The sequence below is a fragment of the Chitinophaga sp. genome (assembly GCF_036569185.1).
GTDB lineage: Bacteria > Bacteroidota > Bacteroidia > Chitinophagales > Chitinophagaceae > Chitinophaga.
On sequence record NZ_DATCRD010000277.1, the window covers coordinates 1 to 23,177 of the forward strand.

General features: G+C 47.9%; 19 protein-coding genes. 9 read left to right on the plus strand and 10 right to left on the minus strand.

Translation table 11 applies throughout. From position 1 onward, the window contains the following. The first annotated feature begins 203 nt into the window (after nucleotides 1–203). Nucleotides 204–1,094: an SPL family radical SAM protein gene (locus tag VIM72_RS21245; RefSeq protein WP_332004835.1), complete on the plus strand. Its 891-nt coding sequence runs from the start codon at nucleotides 204–206 to the stop codon at nucleotides 1,092–1,094. A 148-nt stretch (nucleotides 1,095–1,242) separates the two neighbouring features. Further along, the gene (locus VIM72_RS21250) at nucleotides 1,243–2,265 is read left to right on the plus strand and encodes a sugar phosphate isomerase/epimerase family protein (protein WP_332004836.1); all 1,023 of its coding nucleotides are present in this window, start codon (nucleotides 1,243–1,245) and stop codon (nucleotides 2,263–2,265) included. A 34-nt stretch (nucleotides 2,266–2,299) separates the two neighbouring features. Here the strand turns inward: VIM72_RS21250 and VIM72_RS21255 are convergent, their stop codons facing one another. Then, nucleotides 2,300–3,145 carry a dienelactone hydrolase family protein gene (locus tag VIM72_RS21255; protein ID WP_332004837.1) on the minus strand — a complete coding sequence of 282 codons (846 nt, stop codon included), beginning with the start codon at nucleotides 3,143–3,145 and terminating at the stop codon, nucleotides 2,300–2,302. A 64-nt stretch (nucleotides 3,146–3,209) separates the two neighbouring features. On the opposite strand from VIM72_RS21255, the gene VIM72_RS21260 reads away from it, so the two are divergent. Further along, nucleotides 3,210–4,421, plus strand: coding sequence for an FAD-dependent oxidoreductase (locus VIM72_RS21260; RefSeq protein ID WP_332004838.1), 1,212 nt, complete (start codon nucleotides 3,210–3,212; stop codon nucleotides 4,419–4,421). Nucleotides 4,422–4,563: 142 nt separating this feature from the next. Here the strand turns inward: VIM72_RS21260 and VIM72_RS21265 are convergent, their stop codons facing one another. Next, entirely contained in the window at nucleotides 4,564–5,364 is an 801-nt protein-coding gene (locus tag VIM72_RS21265; RefSeq protein WP_332004839.1) for a FecR family protein, read from the minus strand. A 182-nt stretch (nucleotides 5,365–5,546) separates the two neighbouring features. Between VIM72_RS21265 and VIM72_RS21270 the strand changes: the two genes are divergently transcribed. Further along, nucleotides 5,547–6,728, plus strand: coding sequence for a proline dehydrogenase family protein (locus VIM72_RS21270; RefSeq protein ID WP_332004840.1), 1,182 nt, complete (start codon nucleotides 5,547–5,549; stop codon nucleotides 6,726–6,728). Nucleotides 6,729–6,813: 85 nt separating this feature from the next. Here the strand turns inward: VIM72_RS21270 and VIM72_RS21275 are convergent, their stop codons facing one another. Beyond that, nucleotides 6,814–8,130, minus strand: coding sequence for a RagB/SusD family nutrient uptake outer membrane protein (locus tag VIM72_RS21275; RefSeq protein WP_332004841.1), 1,317 nt, complete (start codon nucleotides 8,128–8,130; stop codon nucleotides 6,814–6,816). A gap of 29 nt (nucleotides 8,131–8,159) precedes the next feature. After that, on the minus strand, nucleotides 8,160–11,156 hold the full coding sequence (locus VIM72_RS21280) for a SusC/RagA family TonB-linked outer membrane protein (RefSeq protein WP_332004842.1): 2,997 nt from the start codon (nucleotides 11,154–11,156) through the stop codon (nucleotides 8,160–8,162). Between the two features lie 308 nt (nucleotides 11,157–11,464). Between VIM72_RS21280 and VIM72_RS21285 the strand changes: the two genes are divergently transcribed. Together VIM72_RS21285 and VIM72_RS21290 are read left to right on the plus strand one after the other, a co-directional pair. Further along, the gene (locus VIM72_RS21285; RefSeq protein ID WP_332004843.1) at nucleotides 11,465–12,286 is read left to right on the plus strand and encodes a thymidylate synthase; all 822 of its coding nucleotides are present in this window, start codon (nucleotides 11,465–11,467) and stop codon (nucleotides 12,284–12,286) included. A 9-nt stretch (nucleotides 12,287–12,295) separates the two neighbouring features. Beyond that, nucleotides 12,296–12,787: a dihydrofolate reductase gene (locus VIM72_RS21290; protein ID WP_332004844.1), complete on the plus strand. Its 492-nt coding sequence runs from the start codon at nucleotides 12,296–12,298 to the stop codon at nucleotides 12,785–12,787. Nucleotides 12,788–12,802: 15 nt separating this feature from the next. Here VIM72_RS21290 and dnaG read toward each other — a convergent pair whose 3' ends face one another. Beyond that, nucleotides 12,803–14,779, minus strand: a complete 1,977-nt coding sequence (dnaG, locus tag VIM72_RS21295) for a DNA primase (RefSeq protein WP_332004845.1) — start codon at nucleotides 14,777–14,779, stop codon at nucleotides 12,803–12,805. A gap of 131 nt (nucleotides 14,780–14,910) precedes the next feature. Between dnaG and VIM72_RS21300 the strand changes: the two genes are divergently transcribed. Then, on the plus strand, nucleotides 14,911–16,083 hold the full coding sequence (locus VIM72_RS21300; RefSeq protein ID WP_332004846.1) for an acetyl-CoA C-acyltransferase: 1,173 nt from the start codon (nucleotides 14,911–14,913) through the stop codon (nucleotides 16,081–16,083). A gap of 375 nt (nucleotides 16,084–16,458) precedes the next feature. Here VIM72_RS21300 and VIM72_RS21305 read toward each other — a convergent pair whose 3' ends face one another. Together VIM72_RS21305 and VIM72_RS21310 are read right to left on the minus strand one after the other, a co-directional pair. Next, nucleotides 16,459–17,535, minus strand: a complete 1,077-nt coding sequence (locus VIM72_RS21305) for an IS110 family transposase (protein WP_332004847.1) — start codon at nucleotides 17,533–17,535, stop codon at nucleotides 16,459–16,461. Nucleotides 17,536–17,698: 163 nt separating this feature from the next. After that, the gene (locus tag VIM72_RS21310; RefSeq protein ID WP_332004848.1) at nucleotides 17,699–18,310 is read right to left on the minus strand and encodes a hypothetical protein; all 612 of its coding nucleotides are present in this window, start codon (nucleotides 18,308–18,310) and stop codon (nucleotides 17,699–17,701) included. A 184-nt stretch (nucleotides 18,311–18,494) separates the two neighbouring features. On the opposite strand from VIM72_RS21310, the gene VIM72_RS21315 reads away from it, so the two are divergent. After that, nucleotides 18,495–19,478, plus strand: coding sequence for a pyruvate dehydrogenase complex E1 component subunit beta (locus VIM72_RS21315; protein ID WP_332004849.1), 984 nt, complete (start codon nucleotides 18,495–18,497; stop codon nucleotides 19,476–19,478). A gap of 76 nt (nucleotides 19,479–19,554) precedes the next feature. Here VIM72_RS21315 and cysM read toward each other — a convergent pair whose 3' ends face one another. The 3 genes from cysM to VIM72_RS21330 all read right to left on the minus strand — a co-directional run bounded on the left by cysM (nucleotide 19,555) and on the right by VIM72_RS21330 (nucleotide 21,890). Then, nucleotides 19,555–20,436, minus strand: coding sequence for a cysteine synthase CysM (cysM, locus tag VIM72_RS21320; RefSeq protein WP_332004850.1), 882 nt, complete (start codon nucleotides 20,434–20,436; stop codon nucleotides 19,555–19,557). 4 nt (nucleotides 20,437–20,440) lie between these two features. Further along, nucleotides 20,441–21,253 carry a serine O-acetyltransferase gene (locus VIM72_RS21325; protein WP_079468803.1) on the minus strand — a complete coding sequence of 271 codons (813 nt, stop codon included), beginning with the start codon at nucleotides 21,251–21,253 and terminating at the stop codon, nucleotides 20,441–20,443. 88 nt (nucleotides 21,254–21,341) lie between these two features. After that, on the minus strand, nucleotides 21,342–21,890 hold the full coding sequence (locus VIM72_RS21330; RefSeq protein WP_332004851.1) for a GrpB family protein: 549 nt from the start codon (nucleotides 21,888–21,890) through the stop codon (nucleotides 21,342–21,344). 102 nt (nucleotides 21,891–21,992) lie between these two features. Here VIM72_RS21330 and VIM72_RS21335 point away from each other — a divergent pair, with 102 nt between their 5' ends. Next, nucleotides 21,993–23,177, plus strand: coding sequence for a sigma-54 dependent transcriptional regulator (locus tag VIM72_RS21335; protein WP_332004852.1), 1,185 nt, complete (start codon nucleotides 21,993–21,995; stop codon nucleotides 23,175–23,177).

Below are 23,177 nucleotides of genomic sequence, written 5' to 3' on the forward strand. Positions count from 1 at the left end.
CGATACCACGGATACACTGGCCAAAGCCACGGAAATAGATGATTACCTGCAGCAGTACCCGGCCATACAATCGCTCCGTATTACGGGCGACGGCCATTTCCGTATCATGCGGCACGAAGCAGTGGTACAGGAAATCCTCACTGTACTGGCAACTGACATAACATAAGCATAAAATCCTGACCTTCGGGCATATAACTTTGCATATGCCCAGGTATATAACGGTTACATCATTACTGAATAAAACAAAGCAACGGGATCCCTGGTTCCTGGATGATTATACCATCAATCCGTTCAGTGGCTGTGCTTTCAACTGTTTGTACTGTTATATCCGCGGTAGTAAATACGGCATCAACATGGCAGAAAAGCTGTCGGTGAAACAAAATGCTTTGGCTATTCTCCGCCAGCAGCTTGCTGCCAGGGCGCGTAAACAGCAACAGGGGTTCGTGGTGCTTTCTTCTGCAACGGATGCTTATCTTCCGCTGGAAGAAAAGGAAATGCTCACCCGCGGCATCCTGGAACTGCTGCTGGAATATCGCTTCCCCGTGCATATTATTACCCGATCGCCACTGGTGTTGCGCGACCTCGACCTGCTCCGGCAAATCAATGAACAGGCCCTGCTGCCACCTGATATGGCTTCATACAGGCATAAGGCCATGATCACTTTCTCCTTCAGTACCATCGATCCGGTAGTGGCCAGGCAGTTTGAGCCCGGCGCCCCTGACCCGGCGCAACGGCTGCAGGCCATAAAATCCTGTGCAGATGCAGGCTTTATGACAGGTGTGAGTTTAATGCCCCTTCTCCCGTTTATCAGCGACAGGCCTGAACAACTGTCACGGCTATACGCTGCTTTTCATGAGCATGGCGCACGTTATGTTTTTCCTGCGTCCATTACCTTATGGGGGGAAGAAGCGGCGGACAGCAAACAACTGGTAATGCAGGCGGTGCAACAGTATTATCCGCAGTATGTGGAACAATACCGCCTTCTCTTTGCCCGTAACAGCCAGGTACCCGATGCCTATAACAAGGCCCTACAGGCTGCTGCCGCAGCAGCGGCAAACCGTTACGGGCTTCTCCCGCAGATCCCTTTTGAATAGATATACAGCGCTACGGATGGTATCTTCCAAAGATCTCTTTAAAACACTCACTATCTTTTTTTATCTCCCTTAAAATTTTATGCGTATAAACTTGCTTTCCCACTTGTAAATGAATATTTTCGAAGAGTGAATTTTAAAACCCACGTATATGAGTAACGTTAATAACCGCCGGCAGTTCCTGCGCCAAATGGGAGTGTACACAATGGGAATGGGAATGCTGCCAGCTATCCTGGCAGCCTGCAATAACGGCAAATCCACTAAAACTGAAAGTGACAGCGCTGCGGCAGACAAACCCGGAGAAGCTACTGCACATGAGCTTTTCTTTAAAATTTCGTTAGCGGAATGGTCATTCCATAAAGCGTTGTTTGCGGGTAAAATGAACCATCTTGATTTCGCTTCCCGTGCAAAGAACGAATTCGGTATTGAAGGCATTGAATACGTGAACCAGTTCTTTAAAGACAAAGCAAAGGACCAGGCCTATCTTACAGAAATGAAAAAACGCGCTGATGACCTGGGCGTTCGCAGCGTGCTTATTATGTGTGATGGTGAAGGAGAAATGGGCGACCTGGATGTGAAGAAAAGAATGCAGGCGGTGGAAAATCATTACAAATGGGTGGAAGCGGCTAAATTCCTTGGCTGTCATGCAATCCGTGTGAATGCAGCAGGAGAAGGCGCTCCGGAAGAAGTAGCCAAGGCGGCTGCCGACGGTCTTACTAAACTGGCCACCTTTGGTAAGGAACATGGCATCAATGTGATCGTGGAGAACCACGGCGGTATGTCTTCCAACGGGGAATGGCTGAGCGGCGTAATGAAAACTGTGAATATGCCCAATTGTGGCACCCTGCCGGATCTGGGCAACTTCTGCATCAAAAGGAGCAAGCCGGAAGCCAATACACCGGAAGCATGGGCAAAAACTACCTGCCTGGAAGAATATGACCGTTATAAAGGAGTGGCAGAACTGATGCCTTTTGCTAAAGGCGTAAGCGCAAAAACTTATGACTTCGATGCCAACGGCAACGAAACTACCATCGACTATGTACGCATCCTCAAAACAGTAAAGGATGCCGGCTTTAATGGTTTTATGGGAATTGAATATGAAGGGGAGAAGTTATCTGAAGAAGAGGGTATCAGGAAAACAAAAGAACTGCTGGTAAGACTGGGCGGCAAATAAATAACGAAGCGGAGGGAGTTACCCTCCGCTTTTTTTACAGGGAAAATGCTTTTTTCAGGAATGGCAGCACATGTCCGTAAGCGTCCGTAGTAGCCGCGCTGTCGAAAATAGGGTTACTTGGATTGGCAAAGCCGTGAGCCGCATCATAACGTTTAACCGTCAGCGTTTTACCTGCCGCCTGCATGTTCTTCTCAAACTCATCTACCACCTGCGGGTTAATACCCTGGTCTTTATTGGCAAAAAGGCCCAGTACCGGTCCCTGTAAAGTTTTCAGTTTGCTGACATCCTTTTCGGGCATGCCGTAATACATTACTACACCCTTATTCTGAGCCCCTTCCAGTAAACCCGACTGCAGGGACAGCCCACCGCCGAAACACCAGCCTATAGAGGCTATTTCAGCCGTTTTTCCGGCATAGTTGATAGCGCCCTGCATGATGGCCTGCAATCTTTCCCTGGAGGCGCCCTGCATCAGTTTTGCTGCATCTTCCCGGTTGGTGGCTACTTTCTGGTCATACATATCCACCGCCAGTACGTTTACCTGTCCTCCCAGGTCGTTATACAACTGCTCCGACTGTTTTTTTATATAGTCGTTCAGCCCATACCACTCCTGGTATACCAGCAGGTATTTGTTGGAAGTTGTTTTGGCTTTGAACAGGAAGCCATGTGCAGGTGTTCCGTCTGTAGTGGGAAAAGTGATCGCTGCACCGGTAGTGCCCCGGTAGGTGTATGGCAGCGGATCCTTATGGGCCATGCGGAATTCTTCATGACTGGCCAGTGCGGCAAATTCAGTGATGGCGTCTGTATGACAGCAGGGAGCAGTTTGGGAGAAAGCGCTCACAGCCATCAATAAACAACCGGTAAGGAAAGTTAGTGTTTTCATGACAGTTTATTTTGCAGACAGAAGATACGAATTTCTTTGGTGCGGCTTTTGTAAATCCGGTAATATGGATCTTCAGTCAGGTTATCCTTACTCACTTATCCGTAATGGCCTGCCATATAATTATCCATGGCTGGAACAGGATATTCGTACGCACGTGGCCGTGATAGGCGGCGGGATCTCAGGCGCATTAACCGCCTACGCATTAACAAAAGCCGGCATTCCCTGCGTGGTGGCCGATGCACGCACTATTGGCCTGGGCAGCACCGCCGCCAGTACCTCCCTGCTGCAATATGAAATTGATACGCCCTTGTCGGAGTTGCGTACTAAAGCGGGTAATAACAATGCCAACAGGGCATATGAGTTGTGCGCTGCCTCCATCAGCGAGTTGGAAAGCATCTGCAAAACCCTGCGTTTCCCGCATTTTGAAAGAAAGCACAGCCTGTACCTGGCATCTTACAGGAAAGATGAAAAAAAACTGTTGAAAGAAATGGAAGCCCGCCGGGAGCTGGGACTTAAAATGGAATGGTGGGATGCCGCCACCGTAAAAGCAACAATGGGCTTCCATGCACCGGCAGCCATCTATTCCCATACTGCAGCACAAACAGATGCGTATATGCTCACCCATGCGCTGCATCAGCATAATCTCCAACATGGCGCGCAGGTGTTTGACCGTACTGCCATTACGGATATTGATTTCCACCCCCGCAGTATAGTGCTTAAAACCTCGCAGGGACGCCGTATCTCTGCACGCTACCTGGTAATTGCCACGGGGTACGAAGCGTTGCAATACATCAACATTCCTTTGTTGAAGCTAACCTCCACCTACGTGGTGGCAAGTGAGCCCAATCATGCAGTGGAGCAATGGTACCAGGATTGTCTCATCTGGGAAACAAAATTCCCATATCTCTATATGCGCACCACCAGCGATCACCGCATACTGGTGGGAGGAAGGGATGAGCCTTATTATAATCCCGGTCGCCGCGATAAGCTGATTCACCGTAAAGCAAAACAGCTGGAAAAAGATTTCCGTAAAAGATTTCCCGGCCTGCGTTTTCACCCGGAATTTAAATGGACCGGCACCTTTGGCGCTACCGCCGATGGACTGCCCTTTATCGGGCCTTTCGCCCCTATGCCGCATACTTTTTTTGCACTTGGATTTGGAGGCAACGGCATCACTTTCAGCCAGGTGGCCGCCAATATCATTACCAACTTTATACAGGGAAAGAAAGATGCAGATGCCGGCATCTTTTCCTTTGAGAGGAAAATCAATTCCTGACCCGTTACATCAAAAAATAAAAGCCGCGAAAAATATCCTCCATCAGATAATTCCCTTAAAAATAAAATCAAAGTAATCCGCGAAATCATCATCATCCAGAGTCAGACAAAACCCGCCCGCATTACTAACGGTTACGGTTATACTAAAACGTGATCACTACTTTATTATCACTGATCTTATACTTAAAATGCTGTACCTTACCCAGGTTGTTCAGCACCTCTTCCAGTGTAGCATGAAAAAAAGCACCATCTGAAATGCCCGCTTTGGACGCATCTCCCTTTATTTCCACTTCTACGCCAAACCATTCTTCCAGTGTACGCGATAAAGCCATAGGATTGGCATTGCTGATCCGTAAAGTATCGGATAACCATGTTTCCAGTTCCTGCGGGTGATAGGTTTCCTTTTCCATCAGGTCAATTTCGTTGTTAGCCAGGATCATCTGCCCGCGTTCCAGTATTTCCGGTTGATTATCGGTAGGGGAGTGGTAGGATTTTCCTACGCGGATCTTTCCTTTGAGCAGGTATACCGTGGCGCCATGCTGACTGGCAAAGGAACGCATTTTAAAGGCGGTGCCTAACACGGTAGCTCTTAGTTTATCGCTGGTAACAGTGAATGTATCGGTAGATGGAACAACGGTAAAGAACGCATCGCCATCCAGGATCACTGCACGGTTGCCCTGCAGGTAATTGGCCGGCACTTCCAGTACGGAGGCGGAGTTAAGTATTACCTGGGAACTGTCTGGCAGCATAACGGAGGTACGCCGGCCGGTAATGCCTTTGTAGGTCTGGTATTCGATACCCGGAGTTTTCAGGTTTACAGGTGTATTTTCCGGCGCCTTCGTGCCGGTGTGGCAGCCGGTGATCACTATTCCGCCCCACAGTAACAATGCCAGCGCATAACGGCCGGGAAAACAGCGGGAAATAGTATCAGGTTTAAATCGCATATTCCGGGAATTTTGTATGTATCTAAAAAGACCTAAAAGTAATAAAATAAACAGCGGTAAACAGCTATGCTTAAACAATTTCTGAGAAGCAATAGACAATATCTGTTAACCCTGTTAAAAAGATATGCTGATATTATAATGATTTTTGTTTAGAAGCCGGGCGCACCCTAACTTTGCGGCCCATGGAAAAGCAGCTACCTTTATCGTTTGATAATACCGCTATCGCATTTGAGGCAAAGACCGACAAAGCACTGAAAAAAGCCAACTTCCTCTTTAGTAATATCGGGAAACCCTGGTTGGTAAAACTGGGTGCAGTGATGACGCCACTCGCTTTTAAACTGGGCCTGCCCATTAAAGGCATTATTAAAAGCACCATCTTTTCACAGTTCTGCGGCGGTGAAACCCTGGAGGAAGCGGCAGCTACCGCACTGCAACTGGGGAATTACCATGTGGGAGTAGCATTGGATTACGGAGTGGAAGCAATGGAAGGAGAAGAAAGCTACGATGCCGCTGTTCCTGAATTCATCCGCGCTATCCAGTATGCCGCCTCCCGCCCTGATATTCCCTTTATCGCTATAAAAATTACCGGCTTCGCCCGGTTCGGGCTGCTGGAAAAAGTACACCGCAAGGAAACTTTAACAGCGGAAGAACAACAGGAATATACCCGCGTGCGTAACCGCGTACACGCCATTGCAGAAGCAGGCGCCCGTCACGATGTAGCCATCCTCGTAGATGCAGAGGAATCCTGGATCCAGGACCCGGTAGATGCCCTCACAGACGAGATGATGTCTTTATTCAACAAAGGAAAAGTAATTGTATATAATACCTTCCAGATGTACTGTCATGACCGTTATCCTTTCCTGCAGGTATCCCTGGAAAAAGCGGTAAAGGAAGGCTACCTGCTGGGCGCTAAACTGGTAAGGGGCGCTTACATGGAAAAAGAGAACAAACGCGCAGCGGAAAATAATTATCCTACACCCATCCAGCCCAGTAAGGCCGCTACGGATAAAGACTATGACGCTGCAGTAAAATTCTGTATCGACCGTCTCGATAAACTCGCTGTTTTCATTGGCACACATAACGAAAACAGTTGCATGTTTGCCGCAAAATTACTCCACGAAAAAGGACTGCCACATAATCATCCGCATGTAAGTTTTTCACAACTGCTGGGTATGAGCGATAATATCACTTTTAACCTGGCGCATGCCGGTTACAACGTAAGTAAGTACCTGCCATATGGCCCGGTAAAAGATGTAATGCCCTACCTGATCAGGAGAGCGCAGGAAAACACTTCCATCGCAGGGCAAATGGGCCGTGAACTGGCACTGATCAGGAAAGAAATGAAAAGAAGAGCAATGGCATAAAGGCATATCACCTGTGATGAAAAATATTAACGCTTCTTTTTAACCGGAACACCAGTTAAAAAGAAGCGTTAATATTTATTTCCCGTTATTGATTGCTTTCACTTTGCGGCAGCGGATACTGCGTCCATACATCATCATCTACCCTGTCTTTCGGCAACGTATTCAACCGGTTATACCGTCTTAAATCCACCCAGCGATGGCCTTCCATAAAAAGTGAATAACGCCTGTTATACAACAGTTCATTGATGAGCGCATCCTGGTCTGGGGGACCGATATAAGGAGCAAGGTTATGTGCGGTACGTATGCGGTTAAGCGCTACCAGGGCATCAGGGATTGCATTGGTCTGTATTTTCGCTTCTGCATATATCAGTATGAGTTCTTCATTCCTGATAATGCTGATGGGCGCATTCAATGAGCTCCACACAATTACATCCCGGTTGCCGGTTAACCCGCCCTGGCTGGCCGGATCATTCCGTAAGGCAGTTTTGTTGATACGGTCGTCGCCTGGTTTAATATTCGTAGCAAAGGAAGGATGCGATACCCTTATTTCCCCGTTGCCGTTGGGCGGCAGGTACATGGTATTGGCAAGGTCGCCTCCATTCGTGGAAAAATAATGATAAATCCCGTTGTTCAGCGATCCGTTCAGATCAAAGAACGATTCGTTGAGCGCCGACAGCGCGTTGGCCCATTGTTGCCGGTAAGTATACACCCTGGCTGCAATGGCCCGGTTAAATTTAAGAAGGCCGGCAGCAGTTTTAAATCCCAGGAAGCCGTCTGACAAAGGAAAAATAACTTCCGATCCGGTAAGATCAGCTTTCCCGTCGTTCAGGAATTTCAGTATAGAATCCAGCACCTGGGCAGTATTGGTGATGACCGGACCAAGCGTGGCGCCGTTGGCTACAGGAATGCGCACTCCATTGGTATTTGTCATATTCAGGTTCAGCAGCAACTGGTAGCCTATCAGCGTTTTGGCAAACCCTGTAAATGCCTTCTTTTGCACGTCTGACGCTACTTCCGTACGGGTATTGCCAATGGCGTCAAGCAAAATAAAACACTGTCTTGCTACCTGGTACCTTGCCGACCAGGGGTTGGTAATGTAAAACGTATTATTATCCAGCACTTTGGTACCGCCACCCAGCAGGTCGGTGGTATACCTGGGCTCTGCACCGGAGAAACGGTAAATTTCACGGCCTATAATACCGGTGCCATCCAGGTAGGCAGAAAGACTGTTACGCATACCGGATTCGGCGCCGGTCACCAGGTTAAACAGGTCGCTTTTGGAAGGGTCTGTAGTGATGCCCGTTACCACAGGCGTATTCAGGCTATTGATTTCTCCTTTCTGGCAGGCGTTGATCACCAGCAGTAAAAGAGCGATCGCTATTATTGAAAGATACTTTTTCATATGTATTGTTTTAAGCAGATGGAAAATGATCAGAAATCGACGCCAACGTGAAAGCTGGCCCTTTTGGATGCGGGGAAAGGCATAACATCTACCCCTGTTGATAAACCGTTACTGCCGCGGGTTTGGGCGGTAGTAATGGTGTTACTTCCGAAGTTGGATACTTCCGGATCATAACCCACGTATTTTGTCCAGGTAAAGAAATTATTGGCAGATACGCCAACACGGATCCCTTTCAGCACTGATGTATTTTTTACCGGGATATTGTAATAGATGCCTATCTCACGGATACGTACATACGAAGCGTCCTGCACATAAATGGAAGCGTCGCCGGCGCCAGGGCGGTAAAGCCCTGCCTTTGTGCCTTTCATCTCATCGTCAAAGTCGAAGGAAGTAGCGCCAAGATCGGTGAGCAGCTGTGTAAGGTTAATATTGTCGCCACCTTTTTTCCAGTGGATAAGGAAACGCAGGGAGAAGTTTTTGAACACGGTAAGCTCATTGAAGAAGCTCATCTGGAAGTCCGGTTCCGCATTACCGATCAGCTTCAGATCATCGCCCACAGTGCCTTTGATCTGCGTGGCGGGTTGTCCTTCTTCCAGGTAAAAAGTACCGAGTGAATTACCAAAGGCGCCAATGGCATATGGAGGAATGATCAGCTTGGTGACTTTAGACCGGTTACGCCACCAGTTGATGCTGCTGTTCCAGCGTACATTGGGTTGGTTTACCGGTACCAGGTTTAAGCCCAGTTCTATCCCCTGGTTCCTCAGGTCGCCGCTGTTTTTCCATTCAGTGGCATAACCGGAAGATGCCGGCAGCGAGTGACGAAGCAGCACGTCATAAATTTTCTTGTTGTAGTAAGTGGCTTCCAGGTTGATGCGTCCATTGAGCACACTTACATCCAGTCCGGTTTCAAATTCGGTCTGCCGTTCCGGTTTGATGTCGGGGTTACCCTGCAGGTTTTCCACCAGTACGCCCGGGAACCCGCCGATATTGCTTCCCAGCAGCTGGGTAAATTTACTGCCATAGGGAGGCACGTTGCCCGATTGACCATAAGCGGCCCTCAGTTTGAGGTTATCCACACCGGCTACTTTCCAGAAATCCATTTTGGCAATGTTCCAGGAAATGGAACCTTTGGGGAAAACATAATATTTCTGGTATTCGCCGTTGTTGGTAGACCGGTCGAAGCGCACGCCTGCGCTGAGGGTAATGGCATCGATCAGTGAAAGGTCTTCCTGTATGAAAATACCATTGTCGCGGTACTTCTGGCGGAATTGCCGGGTAGTAGTGTTGGCGCTGGCATCCAGGTTGCTCTGGCCGGATACCAGGTTGGTGGCAACGGTAAGAATATTATCCAGGTAACCGGTTTCCAGGGTGGCGCCTGCAGTACTGGTTAAACTGAGGTTATTGTTGGGGGTAAATGTGTTTACTATAAACCCGCCGATATTGGTATTGGTGTTATTGGTGTTACCCTGGATAGAGTGGCCCTGCAACCCGTTCTCTTCAAACTGGAGGTTGCGGGGAAATAAGGCGGCTGTTTTAAAATTAAAGTAATCAACACCGCCGCGTCCTACCAGCCGGGTAGTGGAGCGGTCGCTCTGTTGCAGGCGGATCTCAATATTACCTCCGCCTACAAAGCGGTTGGTTTGCTCATTGTTGATCATATTATCGCGTGTTTCCAGCGGGTTGGAACTGGCGAAGGTATTGCGTGGATATTCTCCCAGCGAATTAGGGAACAGGTTTACAAAATCCGGTGTGGACGACAGCGCCACACCCAGGGAAACGCCGTTGTTATCGTTGTTTGTGAGGCCCCTGTCGGCGGATGAGTTGATATAATTGGTAGTAACGCCAACGGTTATACGATCGCTCACCTTATGGTCTACATTCAGCCGGATGGAATTGTTAAAGTAACCGGTACCTTTTACAATACCGTTTTCCTGGCGCCGGTTGCCGGAAAGATAGAAGGTGGTTTTTTCGCCGCCGCCACTGAGGGAGATGCCGGTGTTCAGCACCAGCCCTGTTTGCCCGAAGATCTCTTTTTCATAGTCAAAGATCTTTCCGGCGTTTTTGGCTTCGGTGAACTGTGCCTTGTAAGCGGCCCGCTTGGCCTGCACAACCGGGTCGGGGTTATCGGCGGTACCCGCAAGATCGGCGGCTGTTTCAGGAGTAAAGGTACGTACACCCATCAGGTGCCGTACTTTCACGAAGCCGGTTTCCTGGTTGAGGGAGATCTTTGTTTTGCCCGACTTACCTTTTTTAGTAGTGATGATCACCACGCCGGCAGCGGCTTTGGCGCCATACATAGCGGCGGCGGAAGCGCCTTTCAGGATCTCAATGTTTTCAATGTCTTCCGGGTTGAGGTCTGCAATGCGGCTGGATGGATTGTCCTGGTTATTGGGACTGCCGGAAGTGGCAGCGCCGGTTACATCGTTCAGCCCGGCAGGAATACTGCTGTTATTGAAGAAAATACCATCTACTACATACAATGGCTGCGAGTTGCCGAATACGGAAGTGATACCGCGCATTTTTACGGAAATACCACCACCGGGAGCGCCGGAGTTGGCCGTTATCATAGCGCCGGGCACCTTACCGCTGAGGGCAGCATCAAATGTTTGTGCAGGCGCCACCCCGTTTAATTCTGCACCTGAAATGGTAGCTACGGCATTGGCGAGGTTACTTCGTTTCACATTGGTGGCCAGGCCGGTTACCACAATTTCATCCAGTCGGGCGAAATCCTCTTCCAGGCTCAGGTTGATCACATTATTGCCCGGCGTGAGGTTAACGGTTCTTGTTTTGTAGCCGGTATAGCTCACCGTGAGGCTCGTAGTGCCTGCGGCAACAGAAAGTGTGTAATTGCCATCGGCATCAGTAATAGTTCCCTTGTTGGTGTTGGGAACGCGTACTGTAACGCCGGGAATGGGCTTGCCGCTCACGGCATCCCTGATTTTTCCGGTGATGTTTTGCTGCGCAAATAATGCAAGGGTACTGCATAGGCATAGCAGTACCAGCAAGCTGGATTTTGGTAGAAGCATAGCTTGTGATAGTTTAGATAATGAATGATGATTAAAACGAGGTTACTATATCATGTTGCTGATTGTTTTTGGTTTACGGATCCAGATTTTGGTTGTTAATAAAACTAACTTTGTTGTGATCCTCTGCCACAAGGGTTACTACAGGTTTTTCATCATCATCTCTGATGGGCAGAAGGTTCTCATTAAGCCGATCTTGTTGTAAGCGAATATTACAGCAGATTACGAAAATTTGAGTGTACTTCCGCTTTTTTTCTTTGGCTGAATTATGTTATATTTTTCAACTGGAAAACTTCGTAAATTGCGGCCTTATGGAGCAGTATCTATCTTTATTACAACATATTATCCGGAACGGCGCTGTAAAAACAGACCGCACCGGCACCGGCACTACCAGCTGTTTTGGCTACCAGATGAGATTCAACCTGCAGGAAGGTTTTCCCGTGGTGACTACTAAAAAGCTGCATCTCAAATCGATCATATACGAATTGCTCTGGTTTTTAAAGGGAGATACCAACATAGGATGGCTGAAAGAGCATGGCGTAAGCATCTGGGATGAGTGGGCGAATGAAAACGGTGACCTCGGACCGGTATATGGTAAACAATGGCGCAGCTGGGAAACCCGCAGTGGTAAGGTGATAGACCAGATCACGGAAGCAGTGAACACCATCCGGAACAATCCTGACTCCCGCCGTATTATTGTGAATGCCTGGAATGTGGGCGAACTGTCCGAAATGGCGCTCAGCCCCTGTCACTGCCTGTTCCAGTTTTATGTAACTCCTGCCGATCCGGCAAAAGGCGAAACCCGTGGTAAACTCAGCTGCCAGCTGTACCAGCGCAGCGCCGATGTATTCCTGGGCGTGCCCTTTAATATCGCTTCCTACGCATTGCTCACCATGATGATGGCGCAGGTATGCGACCTGGAAGCCGGCGACTTTATCCATACTTTCGGGGATGTGCACCTGTACAGCAACCATATGGAACAGGCCAACCTGCAACTGACCCGCGAACCATTTCCTTTGCCGGTAATGAAGATCAACCCGGAGGTCAAAGATATTTTCTCTTTTAAGTATGAAGATTTTAAACTGGAAAACTACCAGTTTCATCCGGCCATCAAAGCACCGGTAGCCATATAATTCCCGCTTATGCGTATATCCATTATCGTAGCCGCTTCGGAAAATAACGTAATCGGTATCAATAATATGCTGCCCTGGCGTTTGCCCACGGATCTTAAATATTTTAAATCCACTACCCTGGGCAAACCCATTGTAATGGGACGCAAAACATTTGAATCGCTGGGAAAACCGCTGCCAGGCCGGCCTAACATTGTGATTACCCGGCAGAGCGACTTTCAGCCGGAAGGCGCATATGTAGTAGGTTCTGTGGAAGAGGGCATTGAAAAAGCAAAGTCGTTTGGCGGCGATGAACTGTTCATTACCGGCGGCTCCCAGATTTTCGAACAGGCGTGGCCGTTAGTAGAACGGATCTATCTTACCCGGGTGTATGCCGTTGTGCACGGGGATGCATTTTTCCCCCAGCTGGATGGAGCCGAGTTTGAACTGGTAACCGATGAACGCCATGAGGCAGATGAAAAAAATCAGTATTCGTTCGCTTTCCAGGTATGGGAGCGGGTATAAAACTAACGTTAACGCTTATTTGAAAATAACGGTGCCCATCCCGTTGGTAAGTTCTCTTTCCAGTGAATTGAGGTGCTTCTGCATTTCGAGGCAGCTTTTAGCCGCTTCATAGTCGTTATCCCTGAAGGCCTTCTGTACTTCGGCCTGGTTCTCATGGATTAACTTTTTCACTTTTCGCAGGATCAGGTAGTTGGTGGTGGAGAGCGTATCTTTTAAGTATGCCTCATCGCCATAAACAGTATCTATTTCAAACTGTTCTTTCCATTTCATACTCAGATCGGCTTCCTGGTCTTCCAGGATATTGGCAATCTCTTTTGAAAACTGCTGATCTTCATGATAAAGAAACCAGCGCTTATCCTGGAGGGTTCCTGCATCATACAGGGCCTTGTATTCCCTTAAAATCCTTTTCACCAGCTCACTTTCGGCCAGTGCTTCAAAATCATAGGGGAGATGGAATATATAATCAGCTACCGTGCTGTTGTCTTCTTCTTTAAAAGGCTTATCGCCAAAACGCAACAGGATTTTTACCAGCGCCTTTTCCTGTTTTTCATGCCCGTTGATCAGGGAGTCTACCGAAATACCGGTTTCGGCGGCTTCCATAGCGGCTATCGCTTCTTCGCTCAGTTCATCTCCGGTGGGAGCGGGGTTATTACGGGCATGCGCCTGTTCTCTTTTTATGAGGCGGTCGCGGATAAATTTATTGACCAGCTGGATCAGCCCCTGTTCATCAATATGCAGTAACTGGCTGCACTGGCGGATATAATCCTGCTGCCGGGTGAAATCTTCCGCCTTATCAATTTTGGAAATAGTTTCGGCGATTTCATTTACCAGTTGCGATTTTTTATTACTGTCTGTACCTGCTTCCTGCATGCTCAGCTGCAGCTTGAACAGTACAAAATCCTGCTTGTTCTCCTTAATGAATTCACGGAAGGCTTCTGCACCGATCTTCTGTACATAGCTGTCCGGGTCCTCTTTGTCCGGCAGCAGCACCAGCTTCACGTTCAGCCCTTCTTCAATGGCCATGTCCAGCCCGCGGAGCGCGGCTTTCACGCCGGCGCTATCGCCATCATAAAGGATGGTGAGGTTGTTGGTGTATTTTTTTATCAGGCGGAGCTGATCCTGTGTAAGAGAAGTACCACTGGAAGCAACCACGTTTTCCACACCAGCCTGGTGCAGGGAAATCACATCGGTATAGCCTTCTACAAGCAGGCACTCATTGAGCTTGTCAATAGCGTGCCTTGCAAAGTAGGTACCATACAATACCCGGCTTTTTACATAGATCTCGTTTTCGGGAGAATTGATGTATTTAGGCGCCCGGTCTGATTTTACCAGGATACGCGCACCAAAGCCCAGTATTTTGCCCGACTGGTTATGTATCGGGAAAATAACCCTGCCACGGTAATTATCGGCAGGTTGATCGTTACGGATGGTGACCAGCCCTGTTTTTTGCAGGTATTCCAGGTTGTATCCTTTGTTCAATGCCGATTTGGCAAAAGCGTCAAAGGTATTCAGACAGTAGCCGAGCTGGAACTTTTTTATGGTTTCTTCCGAAAATCCCCTTTCTTCAAAATAACTCAGGCCCACGTTCTGGCCTTCTTCCTTATTAAACAGGGTATCGGTGAAGTATTCACGGGCGTAGTTGTTGATGATGAACAAACTGTCGGCCATCAACTGGTGCTGCTTCAGCTCCGGGCTTACCTCCGTTTCTTCCAGCTCGATCTGGTAACGTTGTGCCAGCCACCGTAGCGCTTCCACATAGGAATACTTTTCATGCTCCATGATAAAGCTGATGGAATTGCCGCTGGCGCCGCAACCAAAGCATTTATAGATCTCTTTGCCGGGAGATACGGTGAAGGAGGGCGACTTCTCATTATGAAACGGGCACAGGCCAAGGTAGTTGGCGCCCCTTTTTTTCAGTTTAACGAAGGAGCCCACAATATCCACAATATCAATGCGGCTGAGGATCTGTTGTATGGAGTTCTGCGATATCATGCAACTGCAAACATACGGCAAAATTAGGATTTGAAAAGAAGGGAGCGGTATGTCCGCATGATAACGGTTCCCCGCAACTTTTCCTTATATTTGGTAGATTATAAACTAGCCAAATCAATCTTATTTATCAGATGAAAGAAGTATTTATAGTAGCTGTGGCCCGTACTCCTATCGGTTCGTTCAATGGCGCACTGGCCGGCGTTCCGGCTACCCAGCTCGGCGCTCACGTTATCAAAGCGGCCCTGGAAAGGGCAGGAGTAGCCCCTTCAGAGGTGAATGAAGTATATATGGGCAATGTGCTCAGCGCCAACCTGGGGCAGGCGCCTGCCAACCAGGCCAGTCTTGCTGCGGGCCTGCCCAATACCATACCCTGCACTACGGTTAACAAGGTATGCGCTTCCGGTATGAAAGCCATTATGCTGGGGGCGCAAAGTATCCTGCTGGGCGATAATGATATAGTGGTGGCCGGCGGCATGGAAAACATGAGCGCTGCGCCTTACTACCTCGATAAAGCACGTACCGGTTATAAGCTCGGTCATGGCGCGGTGATCGATGGCATTATCCGCGATGGCCTCTGGGATCCTTACAAGGATTTTCACATGGGCAATGCCGCGGAGCTTTGCGCCACTGAATATAAAATTACCCGTGAAGACCAGGACGCATACGCTATTGAAAGTTATAAACGTGCAGCGGCAGCCTGGGAGAAGGGATTTTTTAAAGATGAAGTAGTACCGGTGCAGGTGCCTGGCAAACAGGTGGTAACGGTAGCAGAAGACGAAGACTATAAAAAGGTGATCTTCGAAAAGGTGCCTTCCCTGAAACCAAGTTTCCAGAAAGATGGAACCATCACTGCGGCCAATGCCTCCAACATCAATGATGGCGCGGCTGCCGTGGTGCTGGTAAGCGGCGAAAAACTGAAAGCGCTGGGATTAAAGCCCCTGGCAAAGATCGTCAGCTTTGCGGATGCTTCACAGGCGCCGGAATGGTTTACCACCACGCCGGTAAAAGCTATCAATAATGCGCTGGCCAAAGCTGGTCTGAAGATCAGTGATATGGATGTGGCGGAAGTAAATGAAGCATTTTCCTGCGTGCCTATTGCCAATGCAAAAGACCTGGGGCTGTCGCTCGATAAAGTAAACGTATGGGGCGGCGCTGTGGCAATAGGGCATCCTATTGGTTGCAGTGGTGCGCGTATAGTGATAACGCTGAATGCGATCCTGCATCAGCAGCAGGCGCGGTACGGCGTTGCAGGGATCTGCAATGGCGGCGGGGGCGCCAGCGCTATGATCATCGAAAGAGTATAATCATTTTGCAGTGAGGAAGTATTCTATGTTGAAAAACAAGTCTTGAGATAAAAAGTTTGAAAAAAAGAACTTTAAGGGCTGGTCTTTTAGACCGGCCTTTACTATTCCTATAAAAACAATCTTCTCTTAGCAGACATTGCATGACAAGCTGCAATTTCTTGTATTATTTTCTATAGGATGCCACATGCAAACTCATAAGAGTGGTCTAATACAATATGTATCAGCCACATACATCCTCCTGCATTGATTGGCAACCAAGAGTTTTTATAAGAATTGTTGTTTAATAAATTAATAGCCTCCTGACATTGTTTGGAACCCTGCCGGGAGGGGGAAGGGGGGATGGCGCGGCAACAGCGCCTCACCCGGTTTGGTTTATCAAGCAACTACACCTAATACATATGGTTGCTGATTGCGCATGACGTAGGTAATACGATTTAATAGCTTTCTTGCAACTTTTACTATTGCTTTATTGCCATTCATTCTAGGTAAAAGCTTTTTATAATAGAGTAATAGTGCTGGATCTTTTCTAATAGCCATCCAGGAACATTCTATCAATATCGTTTTAAGAATAGCATTTCCCCGCCTGGTTATACCAATAATACGCTCCGTCTGTCCACTATTACGGCAATCTGGTGTGAGTCCACAATAACTGGATAAATGATCTATATTTTTGAATCGTGTGATGTCTCCTATCTCTGTAAGAAAAGTCATTGCTGTTAATACTCCCACAGCCGGAATGGTAGTTAATAGCTTTACTTTATATCCATAGTGGGATCCAGTTGCTAAACTTTGTATACCTTGTTCTATTTGCTTACGTTGAGCTATTAGAAAGTTGGACTGTTGAACATAGTATTGAAGAGACAGTTTACTACTGGGCTCTGTAAACGATAATTGATTTAACCATTTTGTAAAACGGCCTGTCCAATTTCCGGTGGTGAACTCTTCAGGAATGCTAATGCCGTAAATCTTCAAAAAAGCCTTGATCCGGTTCTTAACAGTAGTCAGATCCTTTACCGTCTTACCTCTGCTTCTTATCAACATACGATCTGCCTCTTGTTGTTCTCCAGGAACAAAAACGGCGTTTAACTCGTTATTTTTCAGACCTCGGGCAATCTTACGGCTATCAACCCCATCCGTTTTGCGTTTTTGTTCTTTGTCACTACTGGGAACATCTCCCGGATGAATGACAATACATTCTATATCCTGTGCTTTAAATGCGCGATGTATCCAGAAACCACAAAAACCGGCTTCATAGGCCAAATGAAAGTGCGCATTCGGATAATGTTGCCGCAAATAATTTCCCAATTTTAATGCATCTGGCGGTTGGCTAAAAGTCTTTAACTCAAATTCATCACTGTAAATACTCACCATCCAGCTTTTAAGGTGGACATCTAAGCCCACATAGATGTTCTGTCCCGTAAAATCGGTAACTTTAAGTGACTTTGTAAACATGGCTCAGAGATTTTGTAAATTAAAGTTACATTTCATCTCGAAGCCATGTTTTCTTTTTCAAACATAAGAACTCAAAAGTAATCTGATGGCCCCGGGGAATGGCGTAAACGAAAGTTCTCTCCACCGGAGTGCCCGGAAAAATTACTTTTGATACATCTTCCTGTTATTCAGAAAGGACAATTACCGTATCTATATTGTTCAGCTGTATCCTCACACTGTCTTTCCCCCTTTTGGCCATCTTTAGCGAACGCAGTACTGCCTGTGGTTTTACTACATCCTGCCTTACTTTTTCAAAAAACAGGTATTTGTCTTCCACCAAACTGTAAACCGGGTAACGGGATAATATGCCGGTACTCTTCGTTTGCAGGGCATAATCGTCGTCGATATGGTAGCGTTTAAACTCACTGTCCGACAGCAGGGTGATGGCCGCCACCAGGGTGACTATACGTAGTGGTGGCAGCAGCAGGCCAAATAGCAGCACAAACGGGAACCCGAAGAAAAGCAGCAGGTAGGCGTACCTGGCGTCGTTGCCTGGTTGGGTGAGACCGTAAAGCAGCATGCCCGAACCGGCATAGAGGGTAAAAAACACCCGCTCCGTTTGCGTGCCCTTGAAGCCATAACTGTTCAGCATCAGTAACAGGCATAACAATGCAAAGCAACCGAAAACCAGGTGAAAGTACCAGAGGAGTGCCTGTAGTTCCGGCAGTTTTGCTTTTTTGATCTTACAGGAAAGGGCGGCTAAAAAGCATAAGGTAAGGATAGTAATGGTAATCATGGCAAAGGGCAGGGATCTATAAATATTAGTATATAAATATATGTATTTATTTTAATTAATAGTGTACAAGCCCATGTTAGCGGTATAATAATTATTAATCGGTTGTTTGCTTTGCTTTTTCGTTAACAAACAATATTTTTGCCCTGCCTTTCAATAAGGCATTTAACTTTCAATTAAGAATAGCATGCGTCAGATAGCTTTCAGACAAGCCTTAAGAGAAGCCCTGCAGGAGGAATTTCGCCGTGATGAACGGGTATTCCTTATGGGGGAGGAAGTAGCCGAATACAATGGTGCTTATAAAGTGAGCCAGGGAATGCTGGATGAGTTTGGTCCAAAACGCGTTATTGATACGCCGATTGCTGAACTTGGATTTGCCGCTATCGGAGTGGGTGCTGCACAGAACGGCCTGCGTCCGGTGGTTGAATTTATGACCTGGAACTTTGCTGTACTGGCATTAGACCAGATCCTCAACACTGCTTCAAAAATGCTGGCAATGAGTGGTGGCCAGGTAGGTTGCCCTATCGTTTTCCGCGGGCCAAACGGTTCTGCCGGACAGCTGGGTGCACAGCACTCTACCGCATTCGAAAGCTACTACGCCAATATCCCGGGCCTGAAGGTGATATCCGTTTCCAACCCGTATGATGCAAAAGGTTTGCTCAAAGCGGCTATCCGTGATGAAGACCCGGTTGTATTCATGGAGAGCGAGTTGATGTATGGCGATATGGGCGAAGTACCGGAAGAAGAATACATCATCCCTATCGGTAAAGCAGATATCAAACGCGCCGGTAAAGATGTAACCATCGTATCTTTCAACAAGATGATGAAGGTAGCGCTGGGTGCAGCTGAAGAACTGGCGAAAGAAGGTATCGAAGCGGAAGTGATCGATCTGCGTACTATCCGTCCGCTGGATTGGTTCACCATCCTGGAGTCTGTGAAGAAAACAAACCGCCTGGTAATTGTTGAAGAGCAGTGGCCATTCTCAAGTATTTCTTCCGAAATCGCTTACCGTATCCAGAAAGAAGGTTTCGACTACCTGGATGCGCCTATCCGCCGTATCACTGCGCAGGATGCTCCTATGCACTACGCGCCAAACCTGGTAAAATTATACCTGCCGGATATTGAGCGTACTGTGAAACTGGTGAAGGAAGTAATGTACATGAAGAAATAGCATTTGCTAAAAGTATAAAAAGAAAGGAGCGAAGAAAATCTTCGCTCCTTTCTTTTTATATCTCTTTAAATATTTATCAGGAAAACAGGTCGCTGGAAAGGTACCGGTCGCCCCGGTCGCAGATGATACTAACAATCACGCCACTACGTAATTCCTGTGATATCCGCGCTGCCGCTGCTACGGCGCCCCCGCTGCTCATACCACAAAATACTGCTTCTTCCTTTGCCAGTCTTTTCGTCATGGCTCTTGCCTCTTCTTCTGAAATATCCATGATGCGGTCTACCCTGGGTCTTTCGAATATTTTGGGAAGATAAGCCTCCGGCCATTTACGGATGCCGGGAATTTTTGAGCCTTCTGTAGGCTGGCATCCTATTATCTGTACGTCAGGATTCTGTTCCTTTAAAAAACGGGATACGCCCATAATAGTACCGGTGGTGCCCATGGCGCTTACGAAGTGGGTCACTTCGCCGTTGGTATCTTTCCATATTTCCGGCCCGGTGGTTTTATAATGCATACCATAGTTGTCGGGATTGGCAAACTGGTTCAGCATATAATAGCCGCCTTTGGCCATCTGGGCGTTGGCGTAGTCAATAGAGCCTTCCATCGACAGCTCCTTTGGCGTAAGCGTTACTTTGGCGCCATATACTTCCATGGTAAGCACCCTTTCCCGGGTGGCATCTGCAGGCATTACCAGTTCTATTTCAAGGCCGAAGATACTGGCAATCATGGCCAGTGCAATACCGGTGTTACCGCTGGTAGCTTCTATCAGTTTCATACCGGGTTTAATATCGCCCCTGTCGAGCGCACCCTTGATCATGCCATAGGCGGCCCTGTCTTTCACACTGCCGGCGGGATTGTTACCTTCCAGCTTCGCAAAAATCTTAACAGCCGGGTTGGCGGATATCTTCTTTAATTCTACCATCGGCGTATTACCGATCAGATCTATGATGGAAGCCATTTTACTAGTCCTGGTTTGTATCTGAAAATTTATGTTCTGCTTTATAATAGATCCGGGAGAAAGGCTCCACACTTTTGATCAGCCACACATTCCCGCCTATTACGCTATGATGGCCTATCACCGTATCCCCGCCAAGAATGGTGGCGCCCGCGTAAATCACCACATGTTCCTCTATCGTAGGATGCCGCTTGCTGCGCGCCATGCTCTTTTCAATGCTCAGCGCACCCAGTGTTACGCCCTGGTATAACTTTACATGCGGCCCTATTACGGTGGTTTCCCCGATCACGATACCGGTACCATGGTCTATACAGCACCACGGCGCAATCACTGCGCCCGGGTGAATATCCACTCCCGTACGGGAATGTGCCAGTTCAGTGATCATTCTTGGCAACACCGGGATCTTCAACTGGTACAGGGCATGCGCAATGCGGTAAAAAGCAATGGCATAAAACCCGGGATAGGCGCGGATTACCTCATATAAACACGACGCCGCCGGATCGCCCTGGTAGATAGCCGAGGCATCTTTTGTCAGCTCATCATATATCACCGGCACTTTATTCATAAAATCCCGGCTCAGGCCCGCAGCATCTGCAGGCAGCTGGTTTTCCATTGATTGCAGCAACTGCTGCAGCTGCGCTTCCAGCTCATGGCCAAAGCGCTCCAGCGCCACCGGATCAGCAATCACCTGACCGGTATGTTCAGGGAATAACCAGTTCAACAGGTGGCTTACAAATTCATCTACTGCACCTGTGGCAGGATAAGCGTTCGCCGCTGCCAGCTGGTGCCGCCGCTTCAACTCTTCCAGAAAATCATTCATATGCGGATCGAATTACAGGTATTGGCACTTTAATAGTTACTGAAATTACGCATTAATCCTGTAAAGGTAGTAGACTGTTTACTAATATTCAAGCCTTCTTATCTGCCCATATATAGGCGCCTTCCATGAGTATATCAAATACAGGATCTTTGATGTCGTAGTAAGCATCTGCATTGTCAGGAAAATATTTTGCCAGCTGCTGCTTCACCACTCCATAAGCCTGCGCGGCATGCGGATGCGTGCGCAGATAATCACGGCACAGCAAAGGATAGCGTTGGTTGAATTTCCCCGCCACCCGTATATGAAGGTTCACCCTCCTGTTTTTCTTGAAATAAAAATGTTTTTCCAGTTCATCCTCTGCCAGATCATCCCTGCCGGGCGGGCGGTGGTCTTTGAGATGTAATTTACGCTCATATCCCAGCAGCTCCAGTGCAGGCTGCAGGGGCGCATCCAGCGAAGCCACCGTTAGTTGCACATCAATAACATCTTTTGCAGCTAATCCCGGAACGCTTGTAGAACCAATATGGTCAATGGCCAGCGCGTATGCTCCCGCCGCTGCTTCCAGTTCCCGGGCTATTTCCCGGAACTCTTCCGGCCAGCGCGGGCTGTATGGTAATATTTCAATTGTTTCCGACATGTTAAATGATCCCTGATATAATGCAATTTTAAGGGATTAATCTTTATTTTTGCCCGTTGTATAAAAGGCGGGTATCGCCGGTCGTACGAAATAAAACTGATTATGGCTAACATTTTAATAATAGACGACGAAAAAAGTATCCGTAAAACACTCACGGAGATTTTAACCTATGAAGGTTACAAGATAGATGAGGCTGCGGATGGAATGGAAGGATTTAAAATGTTCCAGGCAAAGTCATATGATGCCGTTCTTTGCGACATCAAAATGCCTAAAATGGACGGACTGGAATTCCTGGAGAAAGCCCGCGAGGTGAACGGGGACATTCCCATTATCATGGTGTCCGGCCACGGTAATATCGACACGGCCGTAGAAGCGGTAAAAAAAGGCGCCTATGATTATATCTCCAAGCCGCCCGATCTGAACCGCCTCCTCATTACCCTGCGTAACGCAATGGATAAGTCGACCCTGGTGACCGAAACCAAAACCCTGCGCCGCAAGGTGAACAAGGTACCGGAAATGATAGGCCAGTCAGCCCCGATCCTTAAGATCAGGGAAACAATAGAAAAAGTAGCTCCCACCGATGCAAGGGTACTGGTGACCGGTGAAAACGGGGTGGGTAAAGAGCTGGTGGCCAGGTGGCTGCATGAACGGAGTAACCGCGCTGCGGGGCCTATGGTGGAAGTGAACTGTGCTGCCATCCCCGGTGAGCTCATTGAAAGTGAATTGTTCGGCCATGAGAAAGGATCTTTTACATCTGCCGTAAAACAACGGATCGGAAAATTTGAACAGGCCAGCGGTGGTACCCTTTTCCTGGATGAAATAGGGGATATGAGCCTCAGCGCCCAGGCTAAAGTGCTGCGTGCTTTACAGGAAGGAAAAATTACCCGCGTGGGCGGCGATAAGGAGATCAGCGTGGATGTAAGGGTAGTAGCCGCTACCAATAAAGACCTGCTGCAGGAAGTGGAAAACAAGAATTTCCGCCTGGATCTTTATCACCGTTTGAGCGTGATCCTCATCCATGTACCTTCCCTGAATGATCGCCGGGATGATATACCTTTGCTGGTAGACAGCTTCCTGGACAGCGTTTGCAATGAATATGGCATTACCCGCAAAGCGGCAGATAAAGAGGCGATGAAGGCCTTACAAAACCATAACTGGACCGGTAATATCCGTGAGCTGAGGAATGTAGTGGAACGACTGGTGATCCTTTCCGGTAAAACCATTACCGCCGAAGATGTGGATGATTTCGTGGTGCCTGCGCGCGACAAAAGAAAAGTAAGCTCTTAA

What these genes read in the sequence shown, in the direction of transcription:
- VIM72_RS21245 (WP_332004835.1), top strand. Translation starts at nt 204, where the DNA reads ATGCCCAGGTATATAACGGTTACATCATTACTGAATAAAACAAAGCAA.
- VIM72_RS21300 (WP_332004846.1), top strand. Translation starts at nt 14,911, where the DNA reads ATGAAAGAAGTATTTATAGTAGCTGTGGCCCGTACTCCTATCGGTTCG.
- VIM72_RS21290 (WP_332004844.1), top strand. Translation starts at nt 12,296, where the DNA reads ATGCGTATATCCATTATCGTAGCCGCTTCGGAAAATAACGTAATCGGT.
- VIM72_RS21260 (WP_332004838.1), top strand. Translation starts at nt 3,210, where the DNA reads ATGGATCTTCAGTCAGGTTATCCTTACTCACTTATCCGTAATGGCCTG.
- VIM72_RS21265 (WP_332004839.1), bottom strand. Translation starts at nt 5,364, where the DNA reads ATGCGATTTAAACCTGATACTATTTCCCGCTGTTTTCCCGGCCGTTAT.
- VIM72_RS21275 (WP_332004841.1), bottom strand. Translation starts at nt 8,130, where the DNA reads ATGAAAAAGTATCTTTCAATAATAGCGATCGCTCTTTTACTGCTGGTG.
- VIM72_RS21310 (WP_332004848.1), bottom strand. Translation starts at nt 18,310, where the DNA reads ATGATTACCATTACTATCCTTACCTTATGCTTTTTAGCCGCCCTTTCC.
- cysM (WP_332004850.1), bottom strand. Translation starts at nt 20,436, where the DNA reads ATGGCTTCCATCATAGATCTGATCGGTAATACGCCGATGGTAGAATTA.
- VIM72_RS21270 (WP_332004840.1), top strand. Translation starts at nt 5,547, where the DNA reads ATGGAAAAGCAGCTACCTTTATCGTTTGATAATACCGCTATCGCATTT.
- VIM72_RS21250 (WP_332004836.1), top strand. Translation starts at nt 1,243, where the DNA reads ATGAGTAACGTTAATAACCGCCGGCAGTTCCTGCGCCAAATGGGAGTG.
- VIM72_RS21255 (WP_332004837.1), bottom strand. Translation starts at nt 3,145, where the DNA reads ATGAAAACACTAACTTTCCTTACCGGTTGTTTATTGATGGCTGTGAGC.
- VIM72_RS21280 (WP_332004842.1), bottom strand. Translation starts at nt 11,156, where the DNA reads ATGCTTCTACCAAAATCCAGCTTGCTGGTACTGCTATGCCTATGCAGT.
- dnaG (WP_332004845.1), bottom strand. Translation starts at nt 14,779, where the DNA reads ATGATATCGCAGAACTCCATACAACAGATCCTCAGCCGCATTGATATT.
- VIM72_RS21330 (WP_332004851.1), bottom strand. Translation starts at nt 21,890, where the DNA reads ATGTCGGAAACAATTGAAATATTACCATACAGCCCGCGCTGGCCGGAA.
- VIM72_RS21325 (WP_079468803.1), bottom strand. Translation starts at nt 21,253, where the DNA reads ATGAATGATTTTCTGGAAGAGTTGAAGCGGCGGCACCAGCTGGCAGCG.
- VIM72_RS21305 (WP_332004847.1), bottom strand. Translation starts at nt 17,535, where the DNA reads ATGTTTACAAAGTCACTTAAAGTTACCGATTTTACGGGACAGAACATC.
- VIM72_RS21335 (WP_332004852.1), top strand. Translation starts at nt 21,993, where the DNA reads ATGGCTAACATTTTAATAATAGACGACGAAAAAAGTATCCGTAAAACA.
- VIM72_RS21285 (WP_332004843.1), top strand. Translation starts at nt 11,465, where the DNA reads ATGGAGCAGTATCTATCTTTATTACAACATATTATCCGGAACGGCGCT.
- VIM72_RS21315 (WP_332004849.1), top strand. Translation starts at nt 18,495, where the DNA reads ATGCGTCAGATAGCTTTCAGACAAGCCTTAAGAGAAGCCCTGCAGGAG.